This window comes from Desulfococcus sp., from assembly GCF_050178255.1.
In the GTDB taxonomy this organism is placed as follows: Bacteria; Desulfobacterota; Desulfobacteria; order Desulfobacterales; family Desulfococcaceae; genus Desulfococcus; species Desulfococcus multivorans.
Genome location: NZ_JBFXGG010000074.1, coordinates 1 through 14,091 on the forward strand (window position 1 = coordinate 1; position 14,091 = coordinate 14,091).

The window sequence follows — 14,091 nt, forward strand, 5'->3', positions numbered from 1 at the left end:
GGACCGATACCCGGCACCAGGTTGTTCGGCTCGAAGGCCGCCTGCTCGATCTCGGTGTGAAAATCGTCGGGGTTGCGGTTCAGGGTCAGGCGGCCCACTTCGTGCAGGGGGTAGTCGGCGTGGGGCCAGACCTTGGTCAGGTCAAAGGGGTTGAACCGATAGGTCTCGGCCTCTTTGAAGGGCATGATCTGGACTTTCAGGGTCCAGCTGGGGTAATCTCCCCGCTTGACGGCATTGAACAGGTCCCGGCGATGGTAGTCGGCATCCTGGCCGGCGATCCGGTCGGCCTCTTCCTGGGTGAGGTACTCGATGCCCTGGTCGGTTTTGAAATGGTATTTCACCCAGAAGCGCTCGCCCTTGGCGTTGACCCACATGTAGGTGTGGCTGGTGTAGCCGTTCATGTGCCGATAGCTTTTGGGGACGCCGCGATCGCTCATCAGGATGGTGACCTGATGGGCCGTCTCGGGGGACAGGGTCCAGAAGTCCCACTGCATGTCGTGGTCGCGAAGGCCGCTGTCCGCCCGGCGCTTCTGGGAGTGGATAAAATGCTGGAACTTCATGGGGTCGCGTACGAAAAACACAGGGGTGTTGTTTCCCACCATGTCGTAGTTGCCCTCGGTGGTGTAGAACTTGAGGGCAAAACCGCGCACGTCGCGCCAGGTGTCGGGACTGCCGCTTTCGCCGGCCACCGTGGAGAACCGGGCCAGCACGTCGGTCTTCGTGCCGGGCTGGAACACCGCCGCCTTGGTGTAGGCGCTGACGTCCTGCGTCACCTCGAAGTAGCCGAAGGCCCCGGAGCCCTTTGCATGGGGCTGGCGGTCCGGAATCATCTCCCGGTTGAAGTTGGCCATCTGCTCGATCAGATAATGGTCATGCAGCAGGATGGGGCCGTCAGGTCCGACAGTGAGGGAGAATTCGTCGCTGGCCACGGGTATCCCGGCGTCGGTGGTCGTAAATTTGCGGTCGTCATTTGTCATGGCGTTGCCTCCTTTGTTTTTGGGTCAGCTTTTCTCTGCTTTTGCAATCACCGCACACACCGAAAAAATCAAGGCGATGACTCCGTATTTCGAATCCTGTGTCGTCTGCAATTCTGGTGGTGATGTCCTTGAGCGGCCCCAGGTCCAGATCGATCACCTTTTTGCACCGAATACAGATGACGTGGGGGTGGGGAAAGGGTTTGCCGCCTTCGTACCGTTTGCTCCCGCCGGGAATGGATATCTCGAGAATCTCGTTGATCCTTTTGAGAAGATTCACCGTCTTGTAAATGGTGGCGATGCTGGTGGTGGGAAACTTCCGCTTGACGATCTCATGGACCTCTTTGACGGAGGGATGCCCTTCGCCGGCCGCCAGAACCTCCAGAACGGCCATCCGTTGCGGCGTGAGCCGGAACTCCAGCGCTCTCAGCTTCGAGACCATCTCCTCCATACGACTCAGGCTGTTTTCGGAATCGGAATGTGTGTTCATCGCTTATTAAAAAGAATATATCTTAAAGAAGAATCATTATCCATAACGCTACAGGATGCGCTGTCGCTTGTCAAGCGGAATTCATTTCTGCTCATTGTTCGGTATTGACAGGCCGGAAGCGGAAGGCTGAAGCCTGAAGGCGTACACCTTTAATCCCATAGTCGCTCAACTTTCGACTTTCATAGGCCGTATCCTCCCGGCACCTCTTTCCGGTCATCGTCATGAAAGTCGAAAGTTGAAATAGTCACTTAAAACCATAACACTCTAAAACCATAAAACCATAAAACCATAACACCCTCTAAAACCCCTCATGAAAGACTGAAGCGGATGTGCCTGCGACGGACAGCGGACTCATGCCGCCGAATTCAGGAAATCGATCACCAGTTCATTGAATGTGTCCGCCTGATCGAAATTGGCAAGATGGCCCGCTTTTTCCAGGATCTCCAGCCGGGAGCCCGGGATGAAATCCTTCATCGTCTTCGCATTGCCGACGGGAAGGGCGGCGTCTTCGCGGCCCCAGATAATCATCGTTGGAATGCCTGACCCGCCAAGCGCTTTGATTTCGGCTTCCAGGGTATTGAAAAAATCCGCCCGTAGAATGGCGAGCAAGGCTTGGGTGGTCCCTTCAATCTTTTGAAAGCCCATGAGATTCCGGTAAATATCCTCAGTCAGGGCGCCGCGGTCATGAATCCAGATATCCGCCAGGTTCATGCGCCGGATCCTATCCGTAGGCAGGGACAAAAGAAACTCCGCGACGCCCTTGAGCCTGAAAATCTTCGCCTGAAAGGGCAGTCGGGTGGGGATGCCGCTTGCGTCGACCAGAACAAGCTTATCCACGCGATCGGGATGCCTGAGCCCTAAAACGATGGATGTCCCGCCGCCCATGGAGTGCCCTATGAGCGACGCGCTCTGGATATCGAGGGCGTCCAGGAACAGCCGGATCTGCTCTTCGAAGAGGTCGTATCCGTATGCGATAGGTTCCCGGGTGCTATAGCCGTGCCCCCACAAGTCCGGCGCGTATACCTTGAAGTGCGCCGCCAGGGCGTCGAGATTTTTGATCCAGGAGTGATGGTCCAGATTGAAGCCGTGAATGAGGACGACCGGCCGCCCTCGTCCCCGTTCGATGAAGTGAGTCCGTCGGCCGGCCAGGTCGATGAAGCGGCCTTCGGCGTATTTTTCCGCCCAGGCCTCAAGCGGTTGACTGTTCCAGGGAACGAAGCGATGCATCAGGATACTCCCGCATTGATCGGAGCGCTTTCGTAACGGGCGGCATGTTCTTTGCCGACCGCCAAAACCTTTCATTAAAGAGAATGCATCCTAAAGGAAAATAATTCTCCGCAACGGTAAAGGGTGGGGTGTTGTTTGTCAAGTGGTTATGTGATTAGTGCTTCAACCGATCCGAGGGGCGGTCCCAAAATTTCCAAGAAAACGACGTTTTCTTGGAAGGTGATTATGGGGTTAGAGGCGTGTCCCTGAAGTCTTCGGCCTTCGGTCTTCAGTCTCCAGCCTCAAGAAAGCGTGCGGGGCGCGGGTCATACCCTGCCGCTGCCGATCCGTGAACGGCGAACGTTGCGTTATCTATTTGTATATGGCCCGGAGCCCGTTGGCCGTCACCAGAAGGCTGGTGCCCATATCTGCGAAAACGGCCATCCACATGGTCGCCTGGTCCATGAACGTCAGGGCCAGGAATATCGCCTTGATGCCGATGGCCAGCGTGATGTTCTGCACCAGGATAGCGTAGGTGGACCTGGAGAGCCTGACGAAGCGCGGGATCTTCCTGAGGTCGTCGTCCATCAGGGCCACGTCCGCGGTTTCGATGGCGGTGTCCGACCCTGCCGCGGCCATGGCGAACCCGATGTCGGCCTTGGCAAGGGCCGGGGCGTCGTTGACGCCGTCGCCCACCATGCCGATCTTGCCGTTGCCGTCGAGCGCAGCCACCGCAGTCAGTTTGTCTTCGGGCAGGAGGTCGCTTTTGAAGTCGTCCACCCCCGCCTGTTCGGCAACGGCGCGTGCCGTGTGGGCGTTGTCGCCGGTCAGCATCAGGGTCTTGATCCCGAGCTGCTTCAGTTCCCTGACGGCCTCGATGCTGCTCTCCCTGAGGGTGTCGGCCACGGCGAAGAGGGCTTGCACGCCCTTCCCGTTCACCAGCGCCACGACGCTCTTCCCCTCTTTTTCCAGGCGGGAAATCCGTTCTTCAAGATCAGGGGAGCTCATTTTCAGATCTTCCACCATGCGGTAGTTGCCCAGGTACCAGGTCTCGCCGTCGACGACGCCGCTGACGCCCCGGCCGGGGACGGCCGTAAATTCATCGACATGGGGCAGGTCCACCCCCATTTCCGCCGCGTTCCCGGCAATGGCTCTGGATACGGGATGGTCGGAGCGGGCCGCGATGCCGGCGGCCAGAATAACCGCCCGGTGTCCGCCGATGCCGCCCAGGGCGACGAAATCGGTCTGCTTCGGCCTGCCGTGGGTGAGGGTGCCGGTCTTGTCCAGTGCCAGCCGGTCGAGGCGCCGCCCCTGCTCGAGGAACACGCCGCCCTTGATCAGGATGCCGTGGCGGGCGGCTGCGGCCATACCGCTGACGATGGTGACGGGGGTGGCGATGACCAGGGCGCAGGGGCAGCCGATCACCAGAAGCACCAGGGCCGTATATACCGATGTGGTCCAGACGCCGCCCATGAATACGGGCGGAACGACCGCCGTCAGGAGAGCCGTGAGAAACACGGCGGGCGTGTAATACCGGGCAAACTGATCCACAAGGCGCTGTACGGGCGCACGGGTGCATTGCGCCGCTTTCACCGCATGGATGATGCGGGCCAGGGTAGAGTCGTCCGCTCCGGCCGTCACCTGAAATTCAAAGGAACCGGAGGTGTTGATGGTCCCCGCATAAACCGTGTCGCCCGCAGTCTTTTCCACGGGCATGCTCTCGCCGGTGATGGGGGCCTGGTTGACGGCCGACCGGCCCTGCAGGATAACACCGTCCAGCGCAACGCGCTCACCGGGCTTCACGCGAACCCGGCTGCCGATGGAGATCTGTCTGATGTCCGTTTCCGCCCACGCGCCGTCGGGACGCTGTACGGTCGCCTTCCCGGGGGCCAGGCTGAGCAGATTTTTGACGGCGTTTCCGACCCGCTCCAAGGACTTGGCTTCAATGGCCTCGGCCAGGTTGAACAGCACCATGACCATGGCCGCCTCGGCGTATTGCCCGATGATGAGCGCGCCGGTCACGGCCACGGACATGAGAGCATTGATGTTCAGGTCCAGGTTCCTGACCGCGATCCAGCCTTTTCTATAGGTGGTCAGTCCGGCGAAAAGGACGGCGACGACGGCAAAAACCATGGAAAGCCATGCCGTGATGTCCACCCCGTCGACGGCCGGAGCCTGCGGATCGATGCCGAACGGGATCAGATGCCCTGCTTGAAGGCGTTCGACGGCTTCGGATGCGGCGGCGAACACGCCGGCGATCGCCAGTTTCATCCAGGGAATATGGGGCTCGGGAACGACGTCGGTTTTGCCGGATGCCGTCGCCCCCGCATCCAGACCCAGGGGCTCCGGCGTCATGCCGATACGATTCAGGACCGCCTCGATGGTGTCTGTGGACGACAGTGCGTGGTTGACGGTGAGCACCCGCTGCATCAGGTTGAACTCAAGCCCGGTGATGCCGGGCATTCGTCCGAGCTTTTTGCGGATCAGGGCCTCTTCCATGGGACAGTCCATGTTCGCGATACGGTAAACGGCCCGTGTCGCCGACACCCCGCCGACGGCGGAAAGATCAACAGGCGCCTGACAGAGGCTGTCATGACCGCCGCAACCGCAGCCTTCAGGGGTTCTCCACCGACGGTGTTGCCCGGCATCGTTGCATTCGGTTCCATTCGGTACGCTGCAGGTGCATAACGGGGTCAAGGTTGCATCGCTCATGATATTTCTCCGTCAATGGTTTGTAAAAATCGGCAAGGCACGAATGCGTCCATCTTTCTTTCAGAATAAAGATAATGTCTATAGCCGCTATAGGGTCAAAGCGTTTTTTAAAAAAAGCGCAAGTTTCGGCATTCACCGGCTGATGAATACCGAAATTGAAATGCCCGGCCCCTTTCCCGGGTGGTTTTGACAATCAGGGGGGGCTGTCGTTATTATGGGATTGATGATTTTGCTTAACTTCCGGTGTTTGTGAGAGGGTAAGGGGTTACGGTTTTATGGTTTTATGGTGATTATGTGATTACAGGCATACGCCTTCAGTCCTCAGCCTTTAGTCTCATATCGTTTTTACGGAGGAAAAATGAAGATCGGCGAACTGGCGAAGAAGACCGGATGCAAGGTGGTGACCATCCGGTATTACGAAAAGGAAGGGCTTTTGGCCGAGCCTGAAAGAACAGCTGGAAACTACCGGGTCTACGGCAGAAAAGACCTGGAACGCCTGGAGTTTATCCTGCATTGCCGCAGGCATGACATGAAACTCGGGGAAATCCGGAAGCTTTTGACTTACAGGGACCATCCCCGGCAGGACTGCACCTGGGTGGCCGGACTGCTCGACGCCCATATCGGGAACGTGGACGAGCAGATCCGATCCCTTCAGCACCTGAAGCACCACCTGAAGCAGCTTCGCGGGCGTTGCGCGGGCGGACACAGCGGCGAAACCTGCGGCATTATGCAGGGGCTCGAAAATCAGGAGCTCTGCTGCGCCGCATGCGAACGGGAGCATCCGATCGGATAACGCTTCAAACGGATGTTGCGGATATGGGCAAGACTGTCCTTCCGTTTACATTCGATTTGCGATCATCATCCGTTTTCGCACGCTGCGTCGGTTTCACACCTGAAGGCATCATTTCAATTGATGGGTCATCCAGAATTAACCATCCTCCAATGCGCGTTTAACATTTTTTCTCCGCGGTTGGTTCCCGGGTTTCTGTAGGGGCGGACCTGTGTGTCCGCCCTGATGTCCCGGCAGGGGTCAGCGCCGCCAGACCATCAGTTTTGAAAACAGGGATTTTGCGAAGGGTGTCAGCCGGGTGCGGTTGTAGGCGTCTCCCAGTTGCCGGATGCTTTCCGCCTGGGTCGGGTAGGGATGAATGGTGTCGGCGATCCGTTTGAGACCCAGCTTGTGGGTCATGGCAAGGGTGATCTCCGAGATCAGGTCGCCGGCGTTGGATGCCACGATAGTGGCGCCTATGATCTTATCCGTCCCCTTGCGGACGTGCACCCGCGCGAAACCGTTGGTGCGGCCTTCGAGAATCGCACGATCGACCTCGCGAAATTCCCGGGTGAAGGTTTCCACCGGGATGCCTTGCTCCCGTGTCTGCTTCTCGTAAAGTCCGACATGGGCGATTTCGGGTTCCGTATAGGTGCACCATGGAATGGTCAGGGCGCCGGCTTTGGCGCGGCCGAAAAAGAGGGCATTGCGAATCACGATGCGCGCCATGAAGTCGGCCGCATGGGTGAACTGATAGGGCGAGCAGATATCTCCGGCCGCAAAGATGTTGGGCTGGGAGGTTTGCAGCCGGTCATTGACCTGCACGCCTTTTTGGGTGAAAGCGACACCGGCCGCGTCCAGCCCCAGGTTTTCAACGTTCGGCGCACGACCTACGGCCACCAGCAGTTGATCCACCACCTCGTCGTAGCCTTTGCCGTGGGACTTCACGGTGAGGCGGATTTTATCGCCGTCGGCTTTGGCCAGCTTCAGTTCTTTGCCGCAGCACAGCAGTTTCACCCCGTCCTTCAGCATGGATTCCAGGACGATGCCGGAAGCGTCGGTGTCTTCACGGGGAAGGATGCCGTGCAGGGTTTCCACCAGGAACACCTCCGCGCCGAATCGGGCGAAGGCCTGGGCCATTTCGCAACCGATGGGGCCTGCGCCGATGACGGCCAAGCGCCTGGGCAGTTCGGTCAGGGAAAAGACGGTCTCATTGGTGAGATAGGATATTTGATCCAACCCTTCAATGGGCGGCGCCGAAGCCCGTGCGCCGGTGGCGATGACCGCCTTCCTGAAGGCGAGTCGTTCGCCGGCGACCGCCAACGTGTCGGCGTCGACAAAACGCCCTTCACCGATGAACACGTCAATTCCCAATTCGGCGAACCGCCGGACAGAATCGTGGGGGGCGATGGACGCCCGGAGGCGACGCATCCGCTCCATGGCCTGACCAAAATCGATGCTCACGCCTTCCGGGACATGCACGCCAAAGGCGCCGGCGTCCCGGACCGCTGCGGCGGCCCGTGCGGCTCGGATCAGGGCCTTGGACGGCACGCAGCCTGCATTCAGGCAGTCGCCCCCCATCAGGTGGCGCTCGACCAGGGCGACTTTCGCCCCCAGCCCGGCGGCGCCGGCCGCGCAGACCAGGCCGGCGGTACCCGCACCGATGACGACGAGATTGTACCGCGAAGCCGGCTTGGGATTTTTCCAGTCCGGGGGGCGGACATGGAACACCAGTTCTTGATTGTAGGCATCCCAGGGACTGATCACGGTGTTGCCTTTCCTGTTGTCTGACATTGCTGCCTCCCAAGGCCGGATTGCGGCGCTTCAGCTCGGGTTCACTTCCCGTTCAGCGACCAGTCGTAATCAAGATATTTTACGGAATACCCGCCGACCTTCAGATAATCGCCTGCCGTTGCGGGGAGATACCGGCTGCAGAAATTCGCTACGGCGCGTTCCGTATCATCCAGCCCGGTAAATCCGGACGACGGCGAGAATTCGCCCACAAAATCCTCCCCGTACCATTTGAAGACAGATGAAAAATAGACCGTATTCCGACTGCGGTCGATGCGGAAACCGGCCGGGCTTGCGAGAAACCGTCGTGTCTGGTCGTCGAGCTGCGCATCCAGTGACGGGCCGACATAAGCCTCGCTGCGCAACGGCGGACAGCTTTTTGCGGCGCAGACCAGCGCCAGATGAATGCGCGGCTCGTCGTATTGCTTGCGGATGATGTCGTGCTCCAGGTTGTCCAAGGTGATGGTGCCCCCGAAAAGCCGAACCGCCGGCTGGGACCACGGCCCTTTGAAAAAGCCGCCGATATCCTTGATGCTGTCGACCGGGTAGTGGTTCAGGATCAGTTTCAAGGTGGCCGCATTGTACAGATTTATCAGGAACGCCAGCCGGTCGGCTTCCCCCCAGGCGTTGAATGTCGCTTCCGAAACGCCGGCGACGCCGTCCAGGTAGTGATCCAATGCGCCGCCGTCGGCTTTGAGGCCTTTGTAATCGACCCGGCCGTCGGTGACGAATCGTTTGAGCAGCCTGTCATAACCGGCGTGGGTCCTGTCGAAATCCGCTGCACTTGCAGAAAGCGCCGTAAAACAGAATGCCGCGGATATCAGCGCTGCAATCAGACGATTGATGAGGCATGTGTGCGTGTGGGTTTTCATGGCGTCTTCAGCTCCTTTCGACCCGCTGCAGGTCATTATCGGTTTTGGGGGAGAGCGGTGCCGGCTGCCTGCATAGCGCGCTCTCCATTTGACCGTTTCGTCGGTTGAATCGACGATTCCTTGCAATGAGTTTCACGATGAGAGGATGTGCTGCGCGAGTCGCTTCTATTCGGGTCGCCGTCATTCAGTCTCGATGCAGCGTGAGCGGTCAAGTTACGGCGCTCGATTCCATATTTTTTGATTATAACGCGACAACCAACCCCGCGCAAGCCTCAGCCTGATGGAGACAAAGGGCATGGCGGCAGGCAACCGGCCATGATCCGGGCCCACGTCGAAATCCTCGGCGCCTTCTGGAAACCAAGCGTTGAAAATGAGTCCGATATGATGTAGCCTCGAAAAAAAGCCGCCACGGCGACCATCCATTTTAAACGAATAAATTTTCAACTTTTTTATCAGAGGTTTATCGATGATCACCCTGTCTACCGATTATATACGCAAAAACATTGCCCCTTCCGATCTCATTTTTCATCGCGGCCTGGATCTCTACCGGAACGGCGCGTTCGCCTGCGTGGACAGCGACCCCGGAACAGGTCGGTTCGTATATGATGTCGACGGTCGATACGGCGACTACACCACCCGCGTGCAACTCCTCCCGGACGACCTGACCACCTCCTGTGACTGCCCTTTCCCCGGGAAGGGATGCAAGCACACCATCGCGGCGCTTCTGGATGTGGAGCAGAAACTCAAGGGATGGGAACAGCTGGGTCGGGATGAAAACCGACAGAAGCGCAAGGCGCCGCCGGACGACGTCTGTCTGACCGCCGACGAGATCCGGGAACAGGCGCTGGCGGACCGGAAAAAGCGCGCCGGAAGCGAAGGGTTCACGGTAGTCTGGGGAGACATGCTCAAGGGCGAGCACACCGTGGAAACGGTGAAGGGCAAGCAGTATCTCGTCACCCTCCACGATCCCCCGGCAGGCAAGGGGCACTGCACCTGCCCGGATTATGAAACCAACCGCCTCGGCACCTGCAAACACCTTCTCTTCCTTCAGCATGAAGTCCGGCGCGACAAGGCGGCCGTCGCCCGGATCGCCTCCGAGCAATTTCCGTTCGTGGACATCTACTGGGACTCCGTCCGCCGGCGCCCCAGACTCTTCTGCGAGCGCCCCGAGGGCGAGGTCCGGGATGCCCGGGAACTCTGGCGGGATTTTTTTGCGGACGACGGCGACTATCTGCGGGAGCGACCGGCCGATCTCATGGCGCTTCTGCGCCGCCTGGACGGCAACAAGCGGGTCCGCTTCCAGGAGTCGCTCCTGAACCGCATCGAACACGACCTCCTGGATGCCGAACTCGCGAAGATCCCCGAGGACATCTCCCCGGCCCTGGGTCGCATCCGGGCCGATCTCTACCCTTACCAGGTGGCCGGGGTTCAGTTCGCCCTGCGCAAAAAAGCCGCCCTGATCGGCGATGAAATGGGCCTGGGCAAGACCCTCCAGGCCATCGCCATAGGGGTCATCAAGAAGGAGCTGTTCGGTTTCAGCCGCATTCTCGTGGTCACCCTGTCATCCCTCAAGGAGCAGTGGAAGCGGGAGATCGAGCGGTTTGTGGATGAAAAGGCCGTCATCGTGGCCGGAAACCCCATGCAGCGACGGGCCGTTTATGACGCCGACGACAGCCTCTTCAAGATCACCAACTACGAGGCGGTGCTCCGGGACGTCGACGTCATTTCCAGGTACAATCCCGACCTCATGATCCTGGACGAGGCCCAGCGGATCAAGAATTTCAACACCAAGACCGCCGACGCGGTCAAGAACATCCGCCGTAGACACGCCCTCGTCCTGACGGGGACGCCCCTGGAGAACAAGCTGGAAGACGTCTATTCCATCGTCCAGTTCCTCGACCCCTACCTGCTCTCCCCCCTCTGGCGGTTTGCCGCGGACCACTTCATGCTGAGCCGGCAGAAAAAGGGGCAGATCCTGGGCTACCGGAACCTGGACCGCCTCCATGAGAAACTCAAAACCATCGTGATCCGGCGTCGGAAGGAGGAGGTGCTGTCGGACCTGCCCGAGCAGATCGTCAACAACTATTACGTCGAACTCACGGACAAGCAGGCGGAGATCCACAACGGATATTTCGCTGCTCTGGTGCCGCTCCTGAACAAGAAATTTCTCACCCCCATGGACATCCGCCGCATCCAGCAGCTTCTCCTCATGATGCGGATGACCTGCGACGCCACCTATCTCGTCGACCGGCAGACCAACATCTCCCCGAAGCTCACGGAACTGGAGGGGATTATCGACGAACTCGTGGTCCAGAACGGGCACAAGGTGGTGATCTTCAGCGAATGGACCACCATGATTTTTCTGATCGGAAAGTATCTCTCCTCCGCGGGCATCAACTTCATCGAACTGACGGGCAAGGTGCCCGTCAACAAACGTCAGGCCCTCATCGACGCGTTTACGAACAATCCGGACTGCAAGGTCTTCCTCTCTTCGGACGCCGGGGGCACCGGCCTCAACCTCCAGGCCGCCGATTGCGTCATCAATTTCGAGCTGCCCTGGAACCCCGCCCGAATCAACCAGCGTATCGGCCGGGTCAACCGCATCGGCCAGAAAAGCCGGTGCATCAACGTCGTCAACCTCATCGCCAAGAACAGCATCGAGGAGAAGATCCTGGCCGGCATCCAACTCAAGACCGCCCTCTTCGACGGCGTTTTCGAAGGTGCCGCGGACACGGTGGAGTTCTCCCAGGCCAAGCGGGCCGAGTTGCTCAACCAACTCCGGGAGATGATGGGCGAGGAGCCCGTTGCGGTGTCCGGCGAACACACGCCTGCCGAGGAACTGCCGGAAGACACGCCCCATTACCTCAATCCAAGGGTCCTGGATGAAAAGGTTCGCGAGGTGGCCTACGATGCCGAAGAGGTTGAAGCGGGGATTCCCGAGGCGGAGCCGGCGCCCGCGGAAGCGGCCAAAGGGGTTTCGGATCGATCCGCCGATGGGACGGCTGCCGGATCGCCTGCCGAGTCATCCGAAAGATCACCCAGACCCGTGGGGGAGGCAGGCCGGCGCGAGGGTGTCCATAGGGATGCTTCCCCGGAGAGGATGACAGAGGTGCTCAACACCGGGATGCAGTTCATCAGCGGCCTCATGGAGATGGCCACCGGCCGGAAGATGACGGGGACTCATGACGACGGCCGCATGGTTCATATCGATCATACCACGGGCGAGGTGACCCTGAAATTCAAGCTGCCGGGGTTTTAGCCGTATCCGAAACCTTTTCGCCGCGAGCGCCATCGGGGACGACCGACTGCAGAAAAGATCCCAGGGGCGCATCGTGCCCGACAGCTTCACCCACGGCACCTCGGCCCAGCGGGTCCGATGGTTCCGGAACGGCCTGGAGACGGGGGACATCAACCAGTGCAACACCTTTGCATCGGATCGGCTGTAGCGAACCGGATGGTGCTGAAAATCGAGCGGGCTGCCAAGACCTTCGCCCGCCGTGCGCCGTGGGCCGTGAAGGTGCCTCCTCTCTTGGGTGGGGGCGTGCCGCCGGTGCCGCGTTTTTACAAAAATCAAACCCGGAACAAATACCCTTCTTACAAATCCCGACTAAAAGAAGCTATTCAAGCGTTTTTTCAATTCTGCCGCGAGGAAGCAGAGATCCGATCCGATCGCCGTTCGGATTGATTGGGAGATATTCTGCTGCCGCACAGGGCATCTTCGGAACAACCAACCAACAGGAGGGATAATGAAATCGGTGAACAGAAGGGAATTTTTGAAGATCGGGGGCACGGGTCTCGCGGGACTGACGTTAACGGGTTTGAATATTCCGATTTTCGCGCCGAAACGGGCCTTTGCGAAATCGTCCGGCAGCGCCTGGAAATTCGGCGTAATGGCCGATACCCAATGGAAAACGGGCATCTATAACGGGATTCCCGTTGAGGATCCGGCATCCTGTGCCACGACAATCATCGACGCCCTGAACGAGCAATTCATTCAACACGGCTGCAAATTTGTCATCCAGGTGGGGGATCTGGTCGATAAAGAGCTTGTCGACGGCACTCGCACCCTGCCTACCCGGGAGGAACATGCCCGGGCGCTTTACAGCAACGGGATCGGCTTTTTCCCGGTTCGGGGGAATCACGAGGCCAGTGCCGTCGCCGCAAACGAAATGCCGATCCTTTTTCCTCAAACCCTCGGTCAGGGACCCCATCTTTTCGGAGCCGACAACGTAGAGAGCCCCGTTCTTTCGGTGCCTTATTCCGCTTCCGACAGCTTGAAGGGGTTGACGTACATGTTTGACTTCAACAATGTCCGATGTGTTCTGATCGACCAGTTTGTCCGGGCCGACGGCAGCAATTATAACGGCGCCAAAAGTTATGCCTACAATGCGGTGGATCAGGTGGCGTGGGTCGATTCGGCACTCTCCGCAAATGGGGGCGATCGTCATGCGTTCGTGTTTGCCCATAAAAATCTCATCGGACAAAACCACAAGGATAACCTTTTCGGAAATGCGTTGACCGACAACCCCGAGGCGCGGGATTATTTTCTCGAAAGCCTGCACAACAACGGCGTCCGCTACTACCTCAGCGGTCACGATCACATGCACCATTACTCCAGGGTGACATCCGGTGGTGACGGCGCCTTCGGCGTCGGCCAGATTATCTGCGCCTCCAACAGCTACAAGTTTTATATTCCCCGCGAAGGGGATGACGATCGCGAAATACCGTTCGACCAGGAGCTGTTCTCCATCGGCTACTACATCTTCACGGTTGACGGCCCCCGGGTGACGGTGGACTTCTACGCCTCCAGCCACGGTTTTGACTATTCCGATGTGAGTTTGAGCGCGCCGCCCTCGCCGCTCTATTTTTATCTGCGCGATACCTTTGGATACAGCCTCAACGGCGATGCGTTCGAAGTTGCCCGGGGGGAATCCTATACCAGGGTGGCCGGCAGCTATAAGAATACAAATGTCAGAATTCTGGCTGGAAAAAACGGCAATAATGAAACCGACTATGTCGGGCGGCCGCTCTCCAAATTCGTGACGACGGGCTGGACGGATTCCGACAGCGTTGACGGTGCCGTGAGCCATATCCTCAGCCTCTGGGGAATGACCGATAATTTAAGCCTGTACGACGAGGCGCTTGAAGGGATGCTGCCCGATGAAAACGAGAGCCGGGAAACCGATATCTATACCCTCTCGATGACCTGCAATGCGCTGAAGGATCAATCGGGCAAAAACCATAAGAACTTTTGCCTCGCCGCAAGGAGCGAATCGG

The 14,091-nt window shown here is 58.8% G+C and carries 11 protein-coding genes; 5 read left to right on the forward strand and 6 right to left on the reverse strand.

What is annotated here, in order from left to right; genetic code table 11:
* The 4 genes from AB7S84_RS12620 to AB7S84_RS12635 all read right to left on the reverse strand — a co-directional run.
* Positions 1 to 977, reverse strand: a 977-nt coding sequence (locus tag AB7S84_RS12620; RefSeq protein ID WP_428154809.1) for a catalase, incomplete at its 3' end; no start/stop codon positions are given.
* On the reverse strand, positions 967 to 1,464 hold the full coding sequence (locus AB7S84_RS12625; RefSeq protein WP_020876689.1) for a Fur family transcriptional regulator: 498 nt from the start codon (positions 1,462 to 1,464) through the stop codon (positions 967 to 969). The genes AB7S84_RS12620 and AB7S84_RS12625, both read right to left, overlap by 11 nt.
* A gap of 351 nt (positions 1,465 to 1,815) precedes the next feature.
* The gene (locus AB7S84_RS12630; RefSeq protein WP_020876688.1) at positions 1,816 to 2,691 is read right to left on the reverse strand and encodes an alpha/beta fold hydrolase; all 876 of its coding nucleotides are present in this window, start codon (positions 2,689 to 2,691) and stop codon (positions 1,816 to 1,818) included.
* Positions 2,692 to 3,042: 351 nt separating this feature from the next.
* The gene (locus AB7S84_RS12635) at positions 3,043 to 5,382 is read right to left on the reverse strand and encodes a heavy metal translocating P-type ATPase (RefSeq protein ID WP_428154812.1); all 2,340 of its coding nucleotides are present in this window, start codon (positions 5,380 to 5,382) and stop codon (positions 3,043 to 3,045) included.
* Between the two features lie 358 nt (positions 5,383 to 5,740).
* Between AB7S84_RS12635 and cadR the strand changes: the two genes are divergently transcribed.
* Positions 5,741 to 6,175 carry a Cd(II)/Pb(II)-responsive transcriptional regulator gene (cadR, locus tag AB7S84_RS12640; protein ID WP_020876686.1) on the forward strand — a complete coding sequence of 145 codons (435 nt, stop codon included), beginning with the start codon at positions 5,741 to 5,743 and terminating at the stop codon, positions 6,173 to 6,175.
* A 237-nt stretch (positions 6,176 to 6,412) separates the two neighbouring features.
* Here the strand turns inward: cadR and AB7S84_RS12645 are convergent, their stop codons facing one another.
* Together AB7S84_RS12645 and AB7S84_RS12650 are read right to left on the reverse strand one after the other, a co-directional pair.
* Positions 6,413 to 7,945, reverse strand: a complete 1,533-nt coding sequence (locus tag AB7S84_RS12645) for a mercuric reductase (RefSeq protein WP_428154814.1) — start codon at positions 7,943 to 7,945, stop codon at positions 6,413 to 6,415.
* A 41-nt stretch (positions 7,946 to 7,986) separates the two neighbouring features.
* Positions 7,987 to 8,814, reverse strand: coding sequence for a DUF547 domain-containing protein (locus tag AB7S84_RS12650; protein ID WP_020876684.1), 828 nt, complete (start codon positions 8,812 to 8,814; stop codon positions 7,987 to 7,989).
* A 466-nt stretch (positions 8,815 to 9,280) separates the two neighbouring features.
* On the opposite strand from AB7S84_RS12650, the gene AB7S84_RS12655 reads away from it, so the two are divergent.
* From AB7S84_RS12655 to AB7S84_RS12670, 4 genes are all read left to right on the forward strand, one after another.
* Positions 9,281 to 12,073 (forward strand): DEAD/DEAH box helicase, encoded by a 2,793-nt coding sequence (locus AB7S84_RS12655; protein WP_020876683.1) that lies wholly within the window; start codon positions 9,281 to 9,283, stop codon positions 12,071 to 12,073.
* Positions 12,074 to 12,077: 4 nt separating this feature from the next.
* Positions 12,078 to 12,260, forward strand: coding sequence for a neutral zinc metallopeptidase (locus AB7S84_RS12660; protein WP_144016441.1), 183 nt, complete (start codon positions 12,078 to 12,080; stop codon positions 12,258 to 12,260).
* 8 nt (positions 12,261 to 12,268) lie between these two features.
* Positions 12,269 to 12,499 (forward strand): hypothetical protein, encoded by a 231-nt coding sequence (locus AB7S84_RS12665; RefSeq protein ID WP_040415014.1) that lies wholly within the window; start codon positions 12,269 to 12,271, stop codon positions 12,497 to 12,499.
* 61 nt (positions 12,500 to 12,560) lie between these two features.
* Positions 12,561 to 14,091 (forward strand): metallophosphoesterase family protein (locus tag AB7S84_RS12670; RefSeq protein WP_428154818.1); only part of this gene is annotated, 1,531 nt, incomplete at its 3' end.

Bases quoted from the DNA above. Each gene is read 5' to 3' on its own strand.
- AB7S84_RS12635 (WP_428154812.1), bottom strand. From the start codon at position 5,382: ATGAGCGATGCAACCTTGACCCCGTTATGCACCTGCAGCGTACCGAAT.
- AB7S84_RS12625 (WP_020876689.1), bottom strand. From the start codon at position 1,464: ATGAACACACATTCCGATTCCGAAAACAGCCTGAGTCGTATGGAGGAG.
- cadR (WP_020876686.1), top strand. From the start codon at position 5,741: ATGAAGATCGGCGAACTGGCGAAGAAGACCGGATGCAAGGTGGTGACC.
- AB7S84_RS12630 (WP_020876688.1), bottom strand. From the start codon at position 2,691: ATGCATCGCTTCGTTCCCTGGAACAGTCAACCGCTTGAGGCCTGGGCG.
- AB7S84_RS12655 (WP_020876683.1), top strand. From the start codon at position 9,281: ATGATCACCCTGTCTACCGATTATATACGCAAAAACATTGCCCCTTCC.
- AB7S84_RS12650 (WP_020876684.1), bottom strand. From the start codon at position 8,814: ATGAAAACCCACACGCACACATGCCTCATCAATCGTCTGATTGCAGCG.
- AB7S84_RS12645 (WP_428154814.1), bottom strand. From the start codon at position 7,945: ATGTCAGACAACAGGAAAGGCAACACCGTGATCAGTCCCTGGGATGCC.
- AB7S84_RS12665 (WP_040415014.1), top strand. From the start codon at position 12,269: ATGGTGCTGAAAATCGAGCGGGCTGCCAAGACCTTCGCCCGCCGTGCG.